This window comes from Bacteroides zoogleoformans, assembly GCF_002998435.1.
GTDB classification, from domain to species: Bacteria; Bacteroidota; Bacteroidia; order Bacteroidales; family Bacteroidaceae; genus Bacteroides; species Bacteroides zoogleoformans.
In genome coordinates this window covers 172854-194395 of sequence record NZ_CP027231.1, presented here as the reverse complement: position 1 = coordinate 194395, position 21542 = coordinate 172854, and the positions used below count along the sequence as shown (strand labels likewise).

The following is a 21542-nucleotide window of genomic DNA, read 5'->3' as shown; positions in this document are numbered from 1 at the left end:
TTGATTGTACGGAATATGCCCGATTATATACAGGAACTGAACGAAGGACAGCGTGCAGCGGTGCTTTACAACGATGGGCCGTCATTGGTGATAGCCGGTGCCGGCTCTGGAAAGACGCGCGTACTGACATATAAAATAACCTATCTGCTGGAGAATGGTTACCGGCCGTGGGATATTCTTGCGTTGACCTTTACCAATAAAGCGGCGCGAGAAATGAAAGAACGCATAGCACGCCAGGTGGGTACAGACCGTGCGCGCCATCTATGGATGGGAACCTTTCATTCCATGTTCTTGCGCATTCTGCACGCTGAAGCTATGCATCTTGGATTCACTTCGCAATTCACCATATACGACACGGCCGATGGCAAAAGTTTGATACGCTCTATCATAAAGGAGATGGGATTGGATGAAAAGATATACAAACCCGGATTGGTGCAAGCGCGTATATCAAATGCCAAGAATCATTTGGTTTCTCCTGCCGCTTATGCAAACAGTAAAGAGGCTTATGAAGCAGATCGTGCGGCAAAAGTTCCTGCCCTTCGCGACGTATATCAGAGGTATTGGGAACGCTGTAAGCAGGCAGATGCCATGGACTTTGACGATTTGCTGTTCTATACCTTTTTGCTGTTTAGAGATCAACCGGAGATACTTGCCCGTTATCAGGAACAATTCCGTTATATTCTGGTAGATGAATATCAAGACACTAATTTTGCACAACATAGCATTGTGTTACAGTTGAGCAAGAATCACCAACGTGTATGTGTAGTGGGCGATGATGCACAGAGTATTTACTCTTTTCGCGGAGCCGATATCGACAATATCTTGTATTTCACCCAAATATATCCCAATGCCAAAGTCTTTAAATTAGAGCAGAATTATCGTTCTACTCAAACCATTGTCTGTGCGGCCAATAGCTTGATAAAGAAGAATCATCGACAGATACGCAAGGAAGTCTTTTCTGAAAAAGAGAAGGGGGAGGCACTTGGTGTTTATCAAGCCTATAGCGATGTAGAAGAAGGGGATATTGTAGTAAATAAAATTACCGAATTGCGTCGAGAGAAACAGTATGCCTATTCCGACTTTGCCATACTTTACCGCACTAATGCGCAAAGTCGCATTTTTGAAGAAGTTATGCGTAAGCGAGGAATGCCTTATCGCATATATGGCGGCTTATCGTTTTATCAGCGTAAAGAAATCAAGGATATAATTTCCTATTTCCGGTTGATCGTAAATCCTAATGATGAAGAGGCGTTCAAACGCATCATCAATTATCCGGCACGCGGCATCGGTGATACTACAGTAGGTAAAATCATTGCAGCTGCCACGATGCATAATGTCAGCCTATGGACGGTACTCTGCGACCCACCGGCCTATGGACTGACTTTTACAAAAAGCACGGCAGGGAAGTTGCAAGGCTTTCAGGACTTGATAGCCGGCTTCATTGCATATGCAGCCGATAAGAACGCTTACGAGATTGGCTCCGATATCATTCGCCGGTCGAGTATCATCAATGATATCTGTCAGGATAATTCACCGGAAAATTTGAGCCGTAAGGAAAATATAGAGGAATTGGTGAATGGCATGAGTGATTTTTGTGTTCGGCGACAAGAGGAAGGAAATCCCGACATTCTGTTGGCTGATTTTTTGTCGGAAGTCTCATTACTGACCGATCAAGATTCGGATAAGAACGATGATGATGATGAAAAAATAACTTTAATGACGGTTCATTCTGCCAAGGGGTTGGAGTTTAAGAATGTTTTTGTGGTGGGAATGGAAGAAAACCTTTTTCCCAGTGCAATGATTGGAGAATCTGTCCGAGCGTTGGAAGAAGAGCGTAGATTGTTTTATGTAGCCATTACACGTGCAGAGGAACATTGTTTTTTATCTTATGCAAAGACTCGTTTTCGGTTTGGCAAAATGGAATTTGGAAGTCCCAGTCGTTTTCTAAAAGATATAGATGTACGATTTTTGCAGTTGCCTGATACAAAGCCCTCTTTTAGATTGAAGGAAGATGCGCATAACGATTTCTCCTATAAAAAGAGAGAAGAGAAGATGATGCGTCCGAAGCAAGAAGTTATACCTCAGGCTGTTCCTCGTAATTTGAAACGAGTGATGCCGACCTCTGACTCCACAGGAACAACGCCTCACCCCGATGCTTCTATTCATGGAGTTGTGGAAGGGCAACTGATTGAGCATGAACGCTTCGGTTTAGGAGAAGTCTTGAGAATGGAAGGTGAAGGGGATAATGCCAAAGCGACCATTCGTTTTAAAAATGCGGGAGACAAACAACTTCTGTTACGCTTTGCACGTTTCAAGGTAATAGGATAAATAGTGTTCGTAAGGCGTATCCGGACAAAGAGGCGTCGATGAAATTTAATGTAAAACCATAAACAATATGATAGATTTTGAATGTTTTCCCTCCCCGTGTTACATCATGGAAGAAGAACTTCTAAGAAAAAACCTTACGCTGATAAGAAGTGTAGCCGAACGTTCAGGGGCAGAGATTATTCTTGCTTTTAAAGCTTTTGCCATGTGGCGTTCCTTTCCTATTTTCAGAGAATACATATCCAACTCTACGGCAAGTTCCGTATATGAAGCCCGTTTGGCTTTTGAAGAGTTTGGCAGTAAAGCACATACCTATTCTCCGGCATATACCGAGACCGACTTTCCTGAAATCATGCGGTGCAGCAGTCACATCACTTTCAATTCATTGGAGCAGTTCCATCGCTTTTATCCGAAAGTGAAGGCAGGGCAAAGTGGAATTTCTTGCGGCATTCGCATTAATCCTGAATATTCCGAGGTAGAGACTGAACTTTATAACCCTTGTGCACCCGGCACTCGTTTTGGGGTGGTGGCAACTCAGCTTCCGGAAGTGCTTCCGGAAGGTATAGACGGATTCCACTGCCATTGTCATTGTGAATCTTCCTCGTATGAATTGGAACGCTCTTTGACACAATTAGAATCCAAATTCTCTCGTTGGTTTTCACAAATAAAATGGCTGAATTTAGGTGGAGGACATTTGATGACGCGCAAAGATTATGACGTGGAGCATCTCATCCGTCTGTTGCAAGGGTTGAAAAAGCGTTATCCGCACCTGCATGTTATTCTTGAACCCGGTTCAGCTTTCACATGGCAAACCGGTGTACTTGCTTCTGAAATTGTGGATATTGTGGAGAACCGCGGCATTCGCACTGCCATTCTCAACGTGAGTTTTACTTGCCACATGCCCGATTGCTTGGAAATGCCTTATCAGCCTGCCGTATGTGGTTCGAAAATGGGAGACGAGGGGCCTTACGTATATCGCCTTGGCGGCAATTCTTGTTTGAGTGGCGACTATATGGGCATGTGGAGCTTTGATCATGAATTGCGGATAGGAGAACGGATAATCTTTGAAGATATGATTCATTACACCATGGTAAAGACAAATATGTTCAATGGAATTCATCATCCTGCCATTGCAATGTGGACGAAAGAGGGAAAGGCAGAAGTTTTTAAACAATTTACGTATGAAGACTTTCGGAATCGAATGAGTTGATTATTAAAAGACTGTTTGCGCATTAGGTGGAGAAGCGTATTTTTATGTATGAAAAAACGTGTGGAATATTTGCAGATTTAAGGAAAATATCTACCTTTGCAACCGCAAACGCGGAAATAGCTCAGTTGGTAGAGCACAACCTTGCCAAGGTTGGGGTCGCGAGTTCGAGTCTCGTTTTCCGCTCAACATGATTGTAATTACCAAATGCCCAGGTGGCGGAATTGGTAGACGCGCACGTTTCAGGTGCGTGTGTCGAGAGGCATGCAGGTTCGAGTCCTGTTCTGGGCACAGAGGTAAAACAATCAGTTCTTTGATTTCCTGGAAGTAAGATGGAGAGATGGCGGAATTGGTAGACGCGCTACTTTGAGGGGGTAGTGACATCATGTCGTGGGAGTTCGAGTCTCCTTCTCTTCACTTCCTTTGTATTTGCGGAAATAGCTCAGTTGGTAGAGCACAACCTTGCCAAGGTTGGGGTCGCGAGTTCGAGTCTCGTTTTCCGCTCTGTTTTCATAGTATTTTTATTGTGATGATTTATAATGCCCAGGTGGCGGAATTGGTAGACGCGCACGTTTCAGGTGCGTGTGTCGAGAGGCATGCAGGTTCGAGTCCTGTTCTGGGCACCTTTCCTTTGTGAAAAGGAAGTCATCAAATGCGGAAATAGCTCAGTTGGTAGAGCACAACCTTGCCAAGGTTGGGGTCGCGAGTTCGAGTCTCGTTTTCCGCTCTCTTCTCTTTTATCATTTCCCCAATATAGCATATTTCCCAAGACTTTGGTTTGAGAAACTCTGTTTTTGATTTTCTTTTTTAAGCTTTTATCAACACTTTCCAAGTTTATTTCGGTCTTTTTGTCACGAAATAAAACAGAACACCAATATGGGGCTACACTATATCCTTCATGTGTGTAGCACACTGGTATTCTGTACTATTTCATGTCTACTTGTCACTAAGCTTCCAGACAATGCGGTATATCGGCTCAGGCCGGTATTCTCGATTTAATCGAATCCAACATTGTCAAACACACGGTATCAAGTAGCAAATCTGTCCCGTTGATGGAGATGTTGGTAATACATGGAAGAATTTGCCCGACATTCAAACGTTCCGTCTCACTTTTCTCAAGATCCTTCTTCCTCACCGTCAATCCAATCACGAGCTTTGGATAGAAAATTAATTCTGTCAACGGGTAGATTTATAAGTTATAAATCGATTTATTTCAAATTATTTCAACCTGTCGCCTACTATTTTCCAGTCGATAATCTTCCATAATTCGTTTACATGATCTGCACGGCGATTTTGATAATCAAGATAGTAGGAATGTTCCCATACGTCGAACCCTAATAATGGAGTCAAACCGGAGCGTACAGGATTGCTTCCATTCATCTCCTGAGTGATATGAAGTTTACCGTTTTTGTCCACAGAAAGCCATACCCATCCTGAACCGAATAGACCTACAGCTGCCGCATTGAATTCTTTCTTGAAATTCTCAAAGATGCCGAAGTCACGTTGGATGGCTTCAGCCAACTTACCGGTAGGTTCTTTTTGTTCTGGATTCGGAGAAAATTGCAAGAAATATAAAGTGTGATTCAGCACTTGTCCTGCATTGTTAAAGATGGCACCATCCGGCGCTGTGGAAACAATGGTTATTAGATCTTTACCTTCATATTCTGTTCCCGGAACAAGACTATTTAGGTTATTTACATAGGTTTGCAAATGTTTACCGTAGTGGAAATCTATAGTTTGCTGACTGATTACAGGTTCCAATGCATTGTTTGCATAAGGAAGTTTTGGCATTTCATACGTCATAATTGTTAGCATTAAAGTCATTAATAATGTATTCATAAGTTCAATTATTAAATTTTGGAACTTTACAGTATTAAACACAATAAGATTAAAAATGTTCACTTATCCCCTAACTAAAAAAAGTATAAAGTGAGAAAAAATTTGGTTTATATCAACATATTTTTTTATCTTTGCGCTCGCTTAAGAAATAAGGCACTCGGGGTGTAGCGCAGTCCGGTTAGCGCACCTGCTTTGGGAGCAGGGGGTCGTGGGTTCGAATCCCGCTACCCCGACAAATTGAAATAAGTTGCTATCTTTTCATCAACTTATTTTTGTTTATGTAAGCCTGTTATTTACAAAATGTTACTACAGACCGCCAACGAATAAATCCACCTTTGTACCGAAATTGGTAAAAAAGTACATTTTACCGGCTTGAGCCCTACAGCGCTCTATGCCCATATTGTACAAACTAAAATCAGGTAGTTACAAATAATTAACTACCTGATTTTCAGATGGAGCGGCAAGCGAGGTTCGAACTCGTGACCCTCAGCTTGGGAAGCTGATGCTCTACCAACTGAGCTACTGCCGCATTTTCCTATTCTATTAAGCAGCGGCAAAGGTAACAAAATCCTCCCGAAAGAAACAAACATTTCCTCAAATATTTATTGTTTTTCATTCTCAATAACAAAACCGGCAACTATGCGACTTCGGAATAAAAAAACAGATCCTCAATCTGAAATTAAAACAAAAAACGCTTTTAAAGACAATTTCCACTATGCATATCCAACTCGGGACCCTTTTAAGTATGGTGCCGGCTTTACTCTCCATCTGTCCATAGTCAAGCACATAGGTGATCCTCTTATGAAAAAGCTGTCGCAAGAATATCATGAGACATCCTTGCCTTTGCCATAGAAATCATATATATTTGCTCCATGAATCGAACAAATGCAGCACTATGAAGCGAATCATACTTATTACCGGAGGATCTCACTCCGGCAAAAGTGCATATGCCGAGAAATTGGCACTTTGCCTTTCCCCCACCCCTGTATATCTTGCCACGGCACGCATTTGGGACGAAGAGTTCAGGGAAAGAGTGGCACGCCATCAGCAGCGACGGGGAGCGGAATGGACAAATATCGAGGAAGAGAAAGAACTCAGTCGTCACCGGTTGGAGGGGAAGGTGGTTCTTATAGATTGCGTCACCTTGTGGTGTACTAACTTCTTCTTTGACTTGAATGCTGATGTCGATCGAGCGCTTGCCACAGCCAAAGAAGAGTTCAACCGTTTCACTGAACAAGAGGCAACTTTCATTTTCGTAACCAATGAGATTGGTATGGGAGGAGTGTCCGAAAACAAACTGCAACAGAAGTTCACTGATATGCAAGGATGGATGAATCAGTATATCGCCTCTCGCGCCGATGAGGTGATACTGATGGTGGCAGGCATTCCGATGCAAGTAAAAAATGACGAACCAACCAACCTATTGCATCAAAGAGTAATCAAGAGTAATGATGAATAAATAAACTTTATTTGAGTTTTAAACGAAAAACACTTATGAAGACATTCTATATCACTCATCCTGACGAATCTATACGCATCGCATTGACAAATAAAATCAATAATCTGACCAAGCCTAAAGGTTCTCTGGGCATATTGGAGGGATTGGCATTGCAAATAGGTCTTATACAGCAAACACTGTCTCCCACCCTGAAGTATCCTCAGAACATTATCTTTGCGGCCGATCATGGCATTGTAGAAGAAGGAGTCAGCTTGTCGCCCAAAGAAATCACTTGGCAACAGATCAGCAACTTCCTACACGGAGGGGCAGGAGTAAACTTTCTTTGCCGGCAGCATGGATTCGTATTGAAGATAGTAGATGCGGGCGTGGACTACGACCTGCCGTATGAAAAGGGTATCATCGACATGAAAGTACGCAAAAGTTCGCGAAACTATCTGCACGAAGCCGCTATGACCGAAGAAGAAATGGAACAATGTCTGGAGCGGGGCGCCGAAGTGGTGCGCCTATGTCATGATGAAGGAAGCAATGTCCTTAGTTTCGGTGAAATGGGCATAGGCAACACTTCTTCGTCTTCTTTATGGATGAGCTATTTCACCGGCATTCCGTTAGAGCAATGCGTAGGTGCAGGCAGTGGCCTTGACCAAATGGGCATCCGTCACAAATATAAGGTGTTGAAACAATCTATAGAAAACTATAAAGGAGACGGTTCTGTGCACAACATCATGCGCCACTTCGGTGGGCTGGAAATGGTAATGGCCGTGGGTGCCATGTTGCAAGCGGCGGAACTGAAAATGGTTATATTGATAGATGGATTCATCATGACCAACTGCCTACTCGCCGCCTCCATGCTCTATCCGGAAGTGAAAAACTATGCCATCTTCGGACATTGTGGTGACGAGACAGGGCACAAGCTTGTGCTTGATGCCTTGCACGCTAAGCCATTACTGAATCTGGGCTTACGTCTGGGAGAAGGCACGGGAGCCATATGCGCATATCCCATCGTAGACTCCGCCGTAAGGATGATTAATGAGATGGATAATTTTGCACACGCATCTATCACAAAATATTTTTAATCTGACATTTATTGAAGAAATAATTTTTTAATATAGAATGTCAAACTGTAAATTCTCTGCATAAATCATGAACAACATTCTGGCGGCATTCATACTACTCACACGGTTACCTTTTTGGAGAATAAAAAAGGTCCCGGCCGAGAGTTTCAAACACATAGTTCCTTATTGGCCACTTGTGGGTTGGTTGACAGGCGGCATAATGGCAGCAGCATTGTGGTCGGCCGCTCAGATACTGCCATTGCCGACGGCATGGGGAATAGCAATCGTTGTCCGTCTGTTTATCAGTGGCTGCTTGCATGAAGACGGCTTGGCTGATTTCTTCGATGGCTTTGGTGGAGGAAGTACACGCGAACATACACTTTCCATTATGAAGGATTCTCACATAGGGAGTTATGGAGTCATCGGATTGATCTGCTATTTCCTGCTTCTATGGCAATTGTATCATCTGCCCCTCCGCTACCTTTGTATTCTTGTTCTCTGCGGAGACTGTTGGAGCAAATGTTGCGCTTCTCAGATTGTCAACTTTTTACCTTACGCCCGCAAAGAAGGAGAAAGTAAAACGGGGGTTGTTTACAATCGCATGACATCCCGCGAGTTGTCCATCTGTCTCATTGCCGGCCTACTTCCCCTTACAGTACTCCTACCTGTCAAGGGATGGATTGTCGTCTTCTTCCCCATAGCGACCTTTGCCTTATTATACCTACTGATGAAACGACGCTTACAAGGCTATACGGGTGACTGTTGCGGAGCAACTTTCCTGCTGTGCGAATTATCTTTTTATATAGGAAGCCTGATAATCATCCATCCAAACATACAATAGAACAACTTAATCCATGGAAATAATCTTGATTCGCCACACTTCGGTAGATGTGCCACCGGGTATATGCTATGGGCAGACAGATGTGCCCCTAAAAGCAACCTTTGAAGAAGAAGCTGCTGTTACGGCAGAAAATCTGAAAGCATATCTTCCCTTCGAACACATTTACACAAGTCCGCTGACACGGTGTGTCCGTCTCGCATCATATTGTGGCTATCCTGATGCAGAGCGAGACAATCGCCTCATGGAAATAAATTTCGGGAGTTGGGAAATGAAGCCTTTTGACCATAATAACGACCCTCGCTTGCAAGAGTGGTATGCTGATTATTTGAATGTAGCAGCTACCGGCGGAGAATCTTTTGCCATGCAATATCAACGTGTCAGCGGATTTCTGGACGAACTTAGCCAAAAACCTTATAAGAAAGTTGCCATCTTTGCACACGGCGGCGTACTGATCTGTGCACAGATTTATGCAGGAATCATTCGGATGGAAGAAGCTTTTAATGCACTAACGCCCCATGGAGGTATTATACAGATCCAACCGGATAAGGGGTAAAGAGGATTCTCATTATCTCTAAGTTGGCGTCATTGAAAAAACGGCGACAGATTTATCTATCACCGTTTTTATGCTATTTGAAAGAATATTTACTCTTCTGAACTTGCCGCTTTTTTTCTCGTTCTCGTCGGCTTTTCTTTTACAGATTCAGTTTTTTGTTCAGTAGTAATACCGGCCAATTCAGGGTCAATCATAATGCGTCCGCAGTATTCGCAAACAATAATTTTCTTGCGCGAACGGATATCCAATTGTCTCTGAGGCGGAATCTTGTTGAAGCAACCGCCACAAGCATCACGTTGTACATATACAATACCTAATCCGTTGCGTGAGTTCTTACGAATACGTTTGAACGACTGAAGCAAGCGCGGCTCTATTTGGGTTTCAAGTTCCTTGGCTTTGTCTCTCAACTTTTCTTCTTCCTGCTTCGTTTCAGAGATAATTTCGTCCAATTCACCTTTCTTAACCTCAAGATCCTTCTGTCTTTCATCCAAAGCAGCAGAGCTATCGGCTACCTCCTTAGATTTTTCTACCTCTTGCTCAGTAAACTCTTTAATACGCTTTTCGCATAATTCAATTTCCAGCGTTTGAAACTCAATCTCTTTACTCAAAAAATCATATTCGCGGTTATTGCGGACATTATCTTGCTGGTCCTTATATTTTGCAACAGAAGCTTTTGCACTTTCAATTTCGACTTTCTTTCCGGCGATGGATGATTTCAGTTCAGAAACCTCTGCCTTGATTCTTTCAATACGCGTACTGAGACCGGCAATTTCATCTTCCAAGTCTTGCACTTCCAACGGAAGTTCACCTCTCAGCGTTTTTATCTCATCAATTTTAGACAACATTGTCTGCAACTGGAACAAAGCTTTCAACTTCTGTTCCACAGTCAATTCCTGGGGATCTTTCTTTGCTTCTTTAGCCATTTTACTTATAAGTATTTTATGGGATTTGTATTTACTTTTGTCATTTGAACATCAAAACAAGGAAACGCCTCCTTGATTATCGTATAAAAAATTTCTTTTGTATATTGTTCACTTTCATAATGTCCTATTTCTGCAAGCAGAATATCCGTATCGCGCCCAAAATAATCATGGTATTTTATCTCACCGGTAATAAAAATATCCGCCTTATTACGTACGGCAAGCGACATTAAAAAAGAGCCTGCACCTCCACATAGTGCAACTGTCCGGATTTCTCTCCCTGTCAACTTATTATGCCTCAAACATCCCACCTCGAAAGTCTTCTTGATGCGTTTCAGAAATTCCGACTCAGTCTCCGGCATTTCCAATTCTCCTATAACCCCCGCTCCGGCTTGTGCCCAGGAATTTTGCAGAGGATATAAATCAAAAGCCGGTTCTTCATATGGATGTGCTGCCAACAAGGCCTTGATAACCGCCTCTTTTTTATAGGCCGGAAGTATTGTTTCAATACGCACTTCTTTTTCCGCATGCAATTCTCCTATTCTTCCACAATAAGGATGAGCGCCCTCTTGTGCACGAAATGTTCCATCGCCTTCCAAATTATAGCTACAAGAATCATATTTACCGATATAGCCACATCCGGCATCGAACAAAGCCTTTCGCACCGTTTCTGCCTGCGCATTGGGGACAAATGTAACCAGTTTGGCCAAAGCATTTTCCTTTGCTTCCAGAATCCTGACATTCTTCAATCCAATCTTCTCGGCCATTTTAAAGCTTACCCCACCCGGAGAGTTATCCAAGTTGGTATGGGCAGCATAGACAACAACATCATTCTTAATAGCCTTCAAGATGCAGCGTTCTACATAATCTCTGCCTATGATGGATTTATACCCTTTGAAGATGAGAGGATGATGAGCAATGACAAGATTATATCCCAATGAAATTGCTTCATCCAATACAGCTTCGGTAACGTCAAGACACAACAAAGCCCCTGTTGCTTCCGCATCTGTCAATCCGATTTGCACGCCGGCATTATCAAATCCGTCTTGCAATGGCAGAGGCGCGAACCGTTCAAGGGCGCTTACTATTTCTTTAATTTTCATTCTAAACAGAGAACTTGGCTGCAAAGGTAGAAAAAAACAGTGGATTAAAAAACGTTTAGGTCAAAAAAAAGTCTTGTATATAAGCTTTCTACGTTGCGAAGATAGTGCAAAAAAATATTTGTATTATCTTTGGCGAACTAATAAGAAGAAAAGATTGTACTTATAAAACGGCATGAACATCTTCCAAACGTGGCTCACAAATGATAACGTGGCTCACAAATGATGATTGCCACGCATACATTTGTACTTGTCGTATCACATTTTTAAATAATATGTAAGAGTGTAAGTCTGCACTTACACGAAAATAAAAAAATAGATTTTAAGGGACTCAATTGACGAATAAATGGGAATTATAGTAGACTCTCCAGATGGAGGCACATCAGAAAAAGAGGAGCAATTACTGTTTGTTTCAAATACTATTCCGGAGAATCGTACTCCTCTTTTACCTGCCGAATGGGCACTTCAAAGCGGCGTACAGCTGACGTGGCCACATGCCGCAACTGACTGGGCATACATGCTCGAAGAAGTAGAAAAGTGCTTTGTAAAAATAGCACGTGAGATAGCCCAACGAGAAAAGCTGCTGATTGTTACCCCTGAGCCACAAACGGTTGAAAGGCAAATAGCAACTACGGTCAATATGGGAAACGTCTGTTTTTTGCAGTGTGAGACTAATGACACATGGGCACGCGACCATGGCGCCGTCAGCCTGTTGGATTCAGACACCATTTCCCTGCTTGACTTCAAATTCAACGGTTGGGGACTGAAATTTGCATCCGACAAGGACAACCTGATTACCCGCCATGCCGTAAAAGCCGGCATATTGAAGGGAAAATACACCAATCGCTTAGGATTTGTACTTGAGGGTGGTTCTTTCGAGAGTGACGGCATGGGTACTTTACTCACCACTTCCGCATGTCTCCTCTCTCCTAATCGTAATGGACAGATGAACCGGGCAGAAATAGAAGAATATCTTTGTACTGTTTTTCATTTGCGCCGTGTGCTTTGGCTTGATTATGGTTATCTTGCCGGTGATGACACCGACAGTCATATCGACACGTTGGCTCGCTTCTGCTCACCGGATACCATAGCCTATGTGAAGTGTGACGACATTGAAGACGAGCATTACGAAGCACTTTGCAAAATGGAACAACAATTGCAGACTTTTCGCACTCCGAAAGGTGAACCTTATCGTTTATTGGCATTGCCCATGGCAGACAGAATAGAGGAAAAGGGCGAACGCCTTCCCGCCACGTACGCCAATTTTTTGATTATAAACAAAGCGGTGCTCTACCCGACCTATAATCAACCGAAAAACGACATACTGGCAGGCCAAATACTGCAAGAAGCATTTCCCGATCATGAAATTATAGGGATAGATTGTCGGGCATTGATTAAACAGCACGGTTCCCTACACTGTGTCACCATGCAGTATCCTGCCGGTGTACTGGAATAAACATACGTGCAAAAAAATAAAGCAAACAGAGTTATCATCTAAAAGATTAAACATATGAGAAAGATTAAAATAGGTATCATTCAGCAGAGCAACGTTGCAGACCTGCTAACAAATATGATGAATTTAGCCAAAAACATTGAAGAATGTGCTACCCGTGGCGCCCAACTGGTCGTCCTGCAGGAACTACATAATTCTTTATATTTTTGCCAGACAGAAGACACACAACTTTTTGACTTGGCAGAACCTATCCCGGGACCATCTACCGAATTCTATTCGGAATTGGCTGCTGCCAACCATGTTGTGTTAGTAACCTCTTTGTTTGAAAAACGTGCCCCCGGTTTATACCATAATACAGCCGTAGTTTTCGACGCCGATGGAAGCATTGCCGGCAAGTACCGAAAAATGCACATCCCCGACGATCCTGCCTATTACGAAAAATTCTATTTTACCCCCGGAGATATAGGTTTCGAGCCAATTCAGACTTCTATAGGGAAACTCGGCGTTTTGGTATGCTGGGATCAATGGTATCCGGAAGCTGCCCGTATCATGGCCATGAAAGGTGCCGAGATATTGATATATCCTACTGCCATAGGTTGGGAGACTACCGACACGAAAGAAGAACAAGAACGCCAACTCAATGCCTGGATCATATCACAACGCAGCCATGCTGTTGCCAACGGCCTACCTGTGGTTTCCGTTAATCGAGTAGGACATGAACCCGACCCTTCCGGTATGACGCAAGGAATCTTATTTTGGGGGAATAGTTTTGTGGTCGGCCCACAAGGCGAGTTTCTGGCACAAGCAAGGAACGAAGGTTCAGAAAACATAATTATTGAGGTTGATCTGGAACGCTCGGAAAACGTACGTCGTTGGTGGCCGTTCTTACGCGATCGCAGGATTGATGCCTATGAAGGACTAACCAAAAGATACCTTGATGAATAAAAAGAAGCGAACATAGGCCCTCAGAGACATTACGGATTGTAACTGATGAACATTAAAGAGCCATATCAAACTCTATTTTAAATAATGATATGGCTCTTTTTATTGCAGTTATAAACCTGTTCTCTATCTGAATAGGCCCCTGCTCGCTCCGTGCGAATACACATTCTCAACTGGCGGACAGGCATTCACGCAGCGCGGACAAGTCTTCGAGAATTAAAGTTTAGATATGAATTTCATGGTTTCATAGCTTTCTGCTTGCTTTTATTCCTTGACTTCCACAATCAAATTCAATTCATCCAATTGTTTCCGGTCGATGACCGACGGAGCATCCAGCATAACATCGCGTCCACTATTATTCTTGGGGAACGCAATACAGTCACGAATACTGTCAAGTCCTGCAAAGATGCTTACCCAACGATCCAAACCATAAGCCAAACCTCCATGAGGAGGAGCACCATATTTAAAGGCATTCATTAAGAAACCGAACTGCTCTTGAGCCTTTTCGGGCGTGAATCCCAAAATTTCGAACATCTTCGCCTGCAACTGTGCATCATGAATACGGATAGAGCCACCGCCCAATTCGATACCGTTGCACACCATATCGTATGCATCGGCACGAACAACAGCCGGATTGGTATCCAGCAAAGGAATATCCTCATCTTTAGGATGTGTAAATGGGTGATGCATAGCCATCAACCTGCCTTCTTCTTCACTCCACTCAAACATCGGGAAATCTACCACCCACAAAAGAGAGAACTTATTCTTATCACGCAACCCAAGCCGGTTACCCATCTCAAGGCGCAATTCATTCAGTTGCTTGCGGGTCTTCATTGCATCATCGCCACTCAAAATCAAAATCAAGTCACCCGGCTTGGCACCAAAAGCCGCCTTCATTTCTTGCAGTACCTCTTGGGTGTAGAACTTGTCTACACTTGATTTCACACTACCGTCTGCCTCTACGCGTGCATATACCATACCTTTGGCCCCTATTTGCGGTCTCTTTACAAACTCGGTCAAAGCATCCAATTGCTTGCGCGTATAATGCGCAGCCCCTTCGGCACAGATACCACCGATGTAAGCGGCGTCATCAAATACAGAGAAACCATATCCTTTCATAACGTCCATCAACTCCACAAACTTCATGTCGAAACGAAGATCCGGTTTGTCACTGCCATAATACTTCATGGCATCTGCCCATGGCATACGCATAAAAGGTTCAGTGATTTCCACGCCGCGAATCTCCTTGAAGAGATATTTTGCCATACCTTCGAAAAGGTTGATAATATCATCTTGTTCCACAAAAGACATCTCACAATCTATTTGGGTGAACTCCGGCTGGCGGTCTGCGCGCAAGTCTTCATCACGGAAACATTTAGCAATCTGAAAATAACGGTCGAAGCCGGAAACCATCAACAGTTGCTTCAGCGTTTGCGGGCTCTGCGGCAAGGCATAGAATTGCCCCGGATTCATACGCGAAGGAACAACAAAGTCACGGGCACCTTCAGGAGTAGATCCTACAAGAATGGGGGTCTCAACTTCAATGAAGCCCTGATTGTCCAAATATTTGCGAACTTCAATCGTCATCTTATGACGGAGTTCCATATTACTGCGCACATTGGCGCGACGAAGATCCAAATAACGATATTTCATCCGGATATCATCGCCTCCATCTGTATTCTCTTCAATGGTGAAAGGGGGGGTCAAAGATGTATTCAAGACATTAAGTTCCGACACGATGATTTCAATGTCACCGGTGGGCATATTTCCATTTTTACTGAAGCGTTCGTTTACAGTCCCTTTTGCCTGAATAACAAATTCGCGCCCCAAGTGATTGGCACATTCGCAAAGTTTAGCGTCCACTTCTTCATTGAAGACTAATTGAGTGATTCCATAACGGTCGCGGAGATCAACAAAAGTCATCCCCCCCATCTTACGGCTACGCTGTACCCATCCTGCCAGTGTCACTTGCTTATTAACATCGGAGATACGGAGTTCTCCGCAGGTGTGTGTTCTATACATCTTTATATCTTTTTAATTTATCCAATCTTATTTCTTCCTGCATACCGGTTCAAAACCATTGCAAAAATACCATGCAAAAATACACAAAACATCTTTTATACAGTTTATCGCAACAGAAAAGTTTCTGAAAAACGCCATTCACGAAACAATAATAAGACGAAGTTAAATCTTTGTCAGTTTCTTAATTTGCTCCTTCCCCTTAGCCAACATTATTTTGTTTTTATGCGCTATGTCTTCCACAAAAGCCTCATTAATCTGTTTCAGTCCGTTGATATAGTCTTGCGCCCGCTGCAACATATTTGTCGTATCTTTTTCCGCTCCCCGGGGCACAATCACTTGCAATCCCTTTTTCACTATCTTCACATCAATGTTTTCCCCTGTCATCATCGGATCGCCATCAAAATGAACCACCCCCGGCTTGGAACGATGGATTCGCAACGCTTGGCAACGAAAGGTTTTAATGCGGCTATTCTGATTGATAGTCTTGTTGAATAACTGGAAAGACAATGAAGGAACATCAAGCACGGTGAAAGGTTCGAGAATAGTAACATCCAGCAATCCGTCATTTAAAGCGGCTTGAGGAGTGATGTAGGCATTGTTTCCATATTGCGAAGCATTTCCGCAAGCTATCAAAAATGCTTTATAGCGCAAAGTGCTGCCATCCATTTCCAGTTCATACGTTTCCGGACGGTATTTCAAACTTTCAAGCAGTGTCTTTTCCAAATAAGTGAGAGGGCCTCTTTTTCCTGCCTTGGAGAATTGCAAACTTACAAAAGCGTCAAACCCCACGCCACAGGTACAGAAAAAAGGCACTTCATTGATTTTCCCATAATCAATGACTTCCATCACCCCTTCATTAATAACCTCGATAGCTTTTTTAGGTTCCATCGGAATTTGCAGATGGCGGGCAAGCCCATTTCCGGAACCACAAGGAATAATACCCAATGCTGTTTGAGAGTGTACCAATGAACGAGCTATTTCGTTTATCGTACCATCCCCCCCGATTGCCACAACCGCATGAACCTCTTCTTTTACCTTTTGTGCAGCTATCTCTACAGCATGCCCTGCCCGTTCAGTATAAAGAACTTCTTGCACATATTTCTCTTTATCCAGTTTTTCACTGACCCACTTCAAAATCACTTCCTTGTTCTGAGCGCCGGATATCGGGTTTATGATAAATACTATTTTCTTTTTGTCTTCACTCATGCAAAAGTCATACTATGCAGTTTTTCTTCTGATTGGCAAATATATTACAAATATAGGATATAACATCAATATGGGATATCTTAAAATAAGCACAAAGAGTTTTTTTAAACAAATAGAATAATATACCGACATATTTTGCTATCTTTGCCCCCTGTTTTTTAAGACTCGTATTTAATAGATTTAAATATTCATAATACAAAAGACACTTCATGAGTTTATTACAAGAAAAATTTGCGAAATACGATTTGCCACAGCAATTTATGGCAAAAGGAGTATATCCTTATTTTCGCACAATTAACAGTCATCAGGACACAGAAGTTATGATGGATGGCCAAAAGGTCTTGATGTTCGGCTCTAATGCATATATGGGACTGACATACGACAAACGTATCATCGACGCTTCAATAGCCGCTACAGAAAAATACGGTACCGGTTGCGCCGGCTCCCGTTTTTTGAATGGCACCCTCGATATCCATGTGGAATTGGAGAAAGAACTGGCCGAATTTGTAGGAAAAGACGAAGCGCTCTGTTTTTCTACCGGATTTACGGTAAACGAAGGCATCATTCCTGCCGTTGTGGGCCGTGGAGATTATATTATTTGTGATGACCGTGACCATGCTTCTATTGTGGACGGACGCCGTCTTACATTCGCTACACAGCTAAAGTACAAGCACAATGACATGGAAGCTCTTGAAAAAGAACTTCAAAAATGCGAGCCGGATGCCGTAAAACTAATCGTTGTCGATGGAGTCTTTTCCATGGAAGGAGATTTGGCCAACCTTCCGGAAATTGTTCGTCTGAAGAAAAAATACAATGCCAGTATATATGTAGACGAAGCCCATGGTTTAGGCGTTTTCGGGAAACAAGGCCGTGGTGTTTGCGATCACTTCGGCGTTACGGATGAGGTCGATTTAATCATGGGTACATTTAGCAAGTCACTGGCTTCTATCGGAGGATTCATTGCCGGAGACAAAGAGGTTATCAATTGGCTACGCCATAATGCTCGCTCCTATATATTCCAAGCAAGCAGCACTCCGGCCGCAACCGCTGCCGCCCGCGAGGCTCTCCATATTATAAAATCCGAGCCGGAACGTATTCAACGTTTGTGGGACATTACCAACTATGCATTAAAGAAATTCCGTGACGCAGGTTTCGAAATCGGTGAAACCGAATCTCCCATCATCCCTCTTTATGTACGTGATACCGAAAAGACCTTTGTCGTAACAAAGATGGCTTTCGATGAAGGCATATTCATCAATCCGGTTATCCCTCCCGCATGTGCTCCTCAAGACACATTGGTGCGCGTAGCATTGATGGCGACCCACACCGTAGAGCAAGTAGATTATGCAGTAGAAAAATTGACCAAATGTTTCAAAGCTTTGGAAATTATTAAATAGGAATAGACATAAAGTCCCTGCAAGCAAGAAGGGTCATATCATAACTGTTTTCAGAATATGGTATGGCCTTTCTTTTTCTTTATGCAAGATTCATTTTGAAAAACCATGATGAGCTGTCATACCTACAAATAGCTATTTTAATGTTGTACAACATAAAATGAGGAGCTTTCCTTACTGTATTATGGGATTATTCGGTATTTTTGCGCACTCTAAAAGGATAACAATCCCTAACCCACTAACAAAATGAATTTTATGGAACAGAACAACACCTTTATTAATGGGCTTTGGAATAACGAAGTCAATGTCAGTGATTTCGTTAGTAGAAACATTACTCCCTATACCGGAGACGCATCTTTTTTGCAAGGGCCTACCGAACGCACAAAACGCATTTGGAACATTTGCCTGAAAGCTCTTGAAGAAGAAAGAAACAACAATGGAGTTCGTGCATTGGATAATGCAACAGTATCTACCATCGTATCCCACACTGCCGGATATATAGACAAGAACGATGAACTGATTGTAGGTTTGCAGACCGATGAACTGTTGAAACGTGCCATCAAGCCTTTCGGCGGTATCAACGTGGTGGCAAAGGCTTGCCATGAAAACGGCATAGAAGTGGATGATAAAGTAAAAGAAATCTTCACGCATTACCGCAAGACACATAACGACGGGGTTTTCGATGTATATACCGAAGAAATACGCTCTTTCCGCTCATTAGGATTTCTTACAGGCCTTCCCGACAACTATGCGCGCGGACGTATTATTGGCGACTATCGTCGTCTGGCGCTTTATGGTATCGATCGCTTGATCGAGGCCAAACAGGAAGATTTGCATAATCTGACAGGTCCCATGAACGAATCCCGTATCCGCCTGCGTGAGGAGGTATCAGAACAAATCAAAGCCTTGAAGGATATCAAAGTGTTGGGGCAATATTACGGGCTTGATCTCAGCCGTCCCGCCACATCCGCCCAAGAAGCGGTACAATGGGTATATATGGCTTATCTTGCCGCTGTAAAAGAACAAGATGGAGCTGCCATGTCATTGGGTAATACCTCTTCTTTCCTTGATATCTTTATAGAATATGATTTGGCGCATGGCAAAATCGATGAGACCTTTGCGCAAGAATTGATTGACCAATTCGTCATCAAATTGCGTATGGTTCGCCACTTGCGCATGCAATCGTACAACGATATCTTTGCAGGAGACCCAACTTGGGTGACCGAAGCCATCGGAGGACGTTTTAATGACGGGCGTGTAAAAGTGACGAAAACGTCTTTCCGTTTTCTGCAAACCTTGTACAACCTCGGCCCTTCGCCCGAACCGAACATGACGGTACTTTGGAGTCCGGAACTGCCCGAAGGTTTCAAAGACTTCTGTGCCAAAGTTTCCGTAGACACAAGTTCTATTCAGTACGAGAACGACGATCTGATGCGCGAGGTACGCAACTGCGACGATTACGGCATTGCATGTTGTGTGTCTTATCAAGCCATAGGAAAACAAATTCAATTCTTTGGTGCACGTGCCAATCTCGCCAAAGCATTGCTGTTGGCCATTAATGGTGGCCGCTGCGAAAACACAGGTACGGTCATGGTCAAAAATATTCCCGTACTGACCGGTGACACGCTGAAGTTTGAAGAAGTAATGGCCAACTATAAGAAAGTGTTGACTGAAATAGCTCGTGTATATAACGAAGCTATGAATATCATCCACTACATGCATGACAAATATTATTACGAGAAAGCCCAAATGGCATTTGTAGACACCGACCCGCGCATTAATTTAGCTTATGGCGTGGCCGGACTTTCCATTGCCATCGACTCTTTATCCGCCATCAAATATGCCAAAGTAACCGCCCGCCGCAACGACATTGGGCTGACAGAAAGTTTCGACATAGAAGGAACTTTCCCTTGTTTCGGCAACAACGACGACCGTGTAGACCACCTCGGAGTAGACTTGGTGTATTATTTCAGTGAAGAACTAAAGAAATTGCCTGTCTATAAAAACGCTCGCCCCACCCTTTCATTGCTTACTATCACATCCAATGTAATGTATGGCAAGAAAACCGGTGCCACTCCTGACGGACGTGCCAAAGGGGTTGCTTTTGCCCCGGGTGCCAATCCGATGCACGGGCGAGACAAGAATGGAGCTATTGCTTCTCTGAGTTCGGTTGCCAAACTTCGCTATCGTGACTCGCAAGATGGCATCAGCAATACATTCTCCATAGTTCCGAAATCATTAGGTCCGACATCAGAGGAGCGTGTAGAAAATCTGGTTACCATGATGGACGGATACTTCACCAAAGGCGCTCATCACCTAAACGTAAATGTATTGAATCGCGAAATGCTGGAAGACGCTATGGAGCATCCTGAAAAATATCCGCAACTTACTATCCGCGTTTCCGGTTACGCCGTGAACTTCGTGAAACTGAGTCGTGAGCACCAGTTGGAAGTTATCAACCGTTCTTTCCATGAAAGAATGTAATATGATACGTGTACACTCTTACGAAAGTATGGGAACATTTGACGGGCCGGGAATCCGGCTCGTCATTTTCCTTCAAGGCTGTCCGTTCCGTTGTCTATATTGCGCCAATCCGGACACAATAGAATCAAAAGGAGGCACTCTCACTGCATCCGAATATATCCTGCAAATGGCAATCAGCCAAAAAGCTTTTTATGGAAGGAAAGGAGGAGTAACTTTTTCCGGAGGAGAACCCACCTTGCAAGCCGAAGCCTTAATTCCGCTTTTCAAAGAGTTAAAGGCAAACCAAATTCATATCTGTTTAGACAGCAATGGAGCGGTCTGGAACGAAAGGGTTGAAGAGTTATTGGGACTGACGGATTTGGTTCTGCTTGATATCAAAGAGCACAATCCGGAGCGCCACCGCGCATTGACGGGACGCAACAATGAACAAACCTTACGTACCGCCCATTGGTTGGAAGAACACAACCGCCCATTCTGGCTACGTTATGTATTAGTACCGGGATATAGTGATTTTGAAGAAGACGTCCGTGCCTTGGGGCAGGAATTTGGAACTTTCCATAATATTCAACGGGTAGAGATTCTGCCCTATCATAAATTAGGCGTACACAAATATGAGGCAATGGGATGGGAGTATAAACTAAAAGATGTCGAAGAAAATACGCCTCAACAATTGGAAAGAGCTGAAAAGTTATTCAAAGAATACTTTTCGATTATGGTTAACGTTAACTGAGTTCAAGCAAAAGCG

At 43.3% G+C, this 21542-nt stretch carries 16 protein-coding genes and 8 tRNA genes; 18 read left to right on the top strand and 6 right to left on the bottom strand.

Annotation, left to right across the window (positions count from 1 at the left end):
• Nucleotides 1–15 precede the first annotated feature (15 nt).
• The 8 genes from C4H11_RS00875 (at nucleotide 16) to C4H11_RS00840 (ending at nucleotide 4259) form a co-directional block, all read left to right on the top strand.
• Nucleotides 16–2328 (top strand): ATP-dependent helicase, encoded by a 2313-nt coding sequence (locus C4H11_RS00875; RefSeq protein ID WP_106040087.1) that lies wholly within the window; start codon nucleotides 16–18, stop codon nucleotides 2326–2328.
• Between the two features lie 67 nt (nucleotides 2329–2395).
• Entirely contained in the window at nucleotides 2396–3535 is a 1140-nt protein-coding gene (gene nspC / locus C4H11_RS00870; protein ID WP_106040086.1) for a carboxynorspermidine decarboxylase, read from the top strand.
• 110 nt (nucleotides 3536–3645) lie between these two features.
• Nucleotides 3646–3718, top strand: a tRNA-Gly gene (locus C4H11_RS00865).
• Nucleotides 3719–3741: 23 nt separating this feature from the next.
• A tRNA-Leu gene (locus tag C4H11_RS00860) sits at nucleotides 3742–3823 on the top strand.
• Nucleotides 3824–3866: 43 nt separating this feature from the next.
• A tRNA-Leu gene (locus C4H11_RS00855) sits at nucleotides 3867–3949 on the top strand.
• Between the two features lie 14 nt (nucleotides 3950–3963).
• A tRNA-Gly gene (locus tag C4H11_RS00850) sits at nucleotides 3964–4036 on the top strand.
• A gap of 37 nt (nucleotides 4037–4073) precedes the next feature.
• Nucleotides 4074–4155 (top strand) — tRNA-Leu (locus tag C4H11_RS00845).
• 31 nt (nucleotides 4156–4186) lie between these two features.
• Nucleotides 4187–4259, top strand: a tRNA-Gly gene (locus C4H11_RS00840).
• A 491-nt stretch (nucleotides 4260–4750) separates the two neighbouring features.
• On the opposite strand, the gene C4H11_RS00835 is transcribed toward C4H11_RS00840, so the two are convergent.
• Nucleotides 4751–5371: a superoxide dismutase gene (locus C4H11_RS00835; protein ID WP_106040085.1), complete on the bottom strand. Its 621-nt coding sequence runs from the start codon at nucleotides 5369–5371 to the stop codon at nucleotides 4751–4753.
• Nucleotides 5372–5529: 158 nt separating this feature from the next.
• On the opposite strand from C4H11_RS00835, the gene C4H11_RS00830 reads away from it, so the two are divergent.
• Nucleotides 5530–5604: transfer RNA gene (locus tag C4H11_RS00830), tRNA-Pro, on the top strand.
• A 220-nt stretch (nucleotides 5605–5824) separates the two neighbouring features.
• Here C4H11_RS00830 and C4H11_RS00825 read toward each other — a convergent pair.
• Nucleotides 5825–5900, bottom strand: a tRNA-Gly gene (locus tag C4H11_RS00825).
• Nucleotides 5901–6266: 366 nt separating this feature from the next.
• On the opposite strand from C4H11_RS00825, the gene cobU reads away from it, so the two are divergent.
• The 4 genes from cobU (at nucleotide 6267) to cobC (ending at nucleotide 9276) form a co-directional block, all read left to right on the top strand.
• Entirely contained in the window at nucleotides 6267–6830 is a 564-nt protein-coding gene (gene cobU, locus C4H11_RS00815) for a bifunctional adenosylcobinamide kinase/adenosylcobinamide-phosphate guanylyltransferase (protein ID WP_106040083.1), read from the top strand.
• A gap of 35 nt (nucleotides 6831–6865) precedes the next feature.
• Nucleotides 6866–7903 (top strand): nicotinate-nucleotide--dimethylbenzimidazole phosphoribosyltransferase, encoded by a 1038-nt coding sequence (gene cobT / locus C4H11_RS00810; RefSeq protein WP_106040082.1) that lies wholly within the window; start codon nucleotides 6866–6868, stop codon nucleotides 7901–7903.
• A 67-nt stretch (nucleotides 7904–7970) separates the two neighbouring features.
• Nucleotides 7971–8723: an adenosylcobinamide-GDP ribazoletransferase gene (locus C4H11_RS00805; RefSeq protein WP_106040081.1), complete on the top strand. Its 753-nt coding sequence runs from the start codon at nucleotides 7971–7973 to the stop codon at nucleotides 8721–8723.
• A gap of 13 nt (nucleotides 8724–8736) precedes the next feature.
• Entirely contained in the window at nucleotides 8737–9276 is a 540-nt protein-coding gene (cobC, locus tag C4H11_RS00800; protein ID WP_106040080.1) for an alpha-ribazole phosphatase, read from the top strand.
• 89 nt (nucleotides 9277–9365) lie between these two features.
• Here cobC and C4H11_RS00795 read toward each other — a convergent pair whose 3' ends face one another.
• A complete protein-coding gene (locus C4H11_RS00795; RefSeq protein WP_106040079.1) occupies nucleotides 9366–10199 on the bottom strand; it encodes a zinc ribbon domain-containing protein in 834 nt (277 codons plus the stop codon).
• A gap of 5 nt (nucleotides 10200–10204) precedes the next feature.
• Nucleotides 10205–11299, bottom strand: a complete 1095-nt coding sequence (locus tag C4H11_RS00790) for a Nif3-like dinuclear metal center hexameric protein (protein WP_106040078.1) — start codon at nucleotides 11297–11299, stop codon at nucleotides 10205–10207.
• Nucleotides 11300–11642: 343 nt separating this feature from the next.
• On the opposite strand from C4H11_RS00790, the gene C4H11_RS00785 reads away from it, so the two are divergent.
• Entirely contained in the window at nucleotides 11643–12752 is a 1110-nt protein-coding gene (locus C4H11_RS00785) for an agmatine deiminase family protein (protein ID WP_106040077.1), read from the top strand.
• A gap of 54 nt (nucleotides 12753–12806) precedes the next feature.
• Nucleotides 12807–13694 carry a carbon-nitrogen hydrolase gene (locus C4H11_RS00780; RefSeq protein WP_106040076.1) on the top strand — a complete coding sequence of 296 codons (888 nt, stop codon included), beginning with the start codon at nucleotides 12807–12809 and terminating at the stop codon, nucleotides 13692–13694.
• Nucleotides 13695–13955: 261 nt separating this feature from the next.
• On the opposite strand, the gene aspS is transcribed toward C4H11_RS00780, so the two are convergent.
• Together aspS and C4H11_RS00770 are read right to left on the bottom strand one after the other, a co-directional pair.
• A complete protein-coding gene (aspS, locus tag C4H11_RS00775) occupies nucleotides 13956–15713 on the bottom strand; it encodes an aspartate--tRNA ligase (protein WP_106040075.1) in 1758 nt (585 codons plus the stop codon).
• A gap of 162 nt (nucleotides 15714–15875) precedes the next feature.
• Nucleotides 15876–16919, bottom strand: coding sequence for a diacylglycerol/lipid kinase family protein (locus C4H11_RS00770; RefSeq protein ID WP_106040074.1), 1044 nt, complete (start codon nucleotides 16917–16919; stop codon nucleotides 15876–15878).
• 209 nt (nucleotides 16920–17128) lie between these two features.
• On the opposite strand from C4H11_RS00770, the gene spt reads away from it, so the two are divergent.
• From spt to pflA, 3 genes are all read left to right on the top strand, one after another.
• Nucleotides 17129–18316, top strand: a complete 1188-nt coding sequence (gene spt / locus C4H11_RS00760; RefSeq protein ID WP_106040072.1) for a serine palmitoyltransferase — start codon at nucleotides 17129–17131, stop codon at nucleotides 18314–18316.
• A 252-nt stretch (nucleotides 18317–18568) separates the two neighbouring features.
• A complete protein-coding gene (gene pflB / locus C4H11_RS00755; RefSeq protein WP_106040071.1) occupies nucleotides 18569–20797 on the top strand; it encodes a formate C-acetyltransferase in 2229 nt (742 codons plus the stop codon).
• Between the two features lies 1 nt (nucleotide 20798).
• Entirely contained in the window at nucleotides 20799–21527 is a 729-nt protein-coding gene (gene pflA, locus C4H11_RS00750; RefSeq protein ID WP_106040070.1) for a pyruvate formate-lyase-activating protein, read from the top strand.
• Nucleotides 21528–21542: the final 15 nt, after the last annotated feature.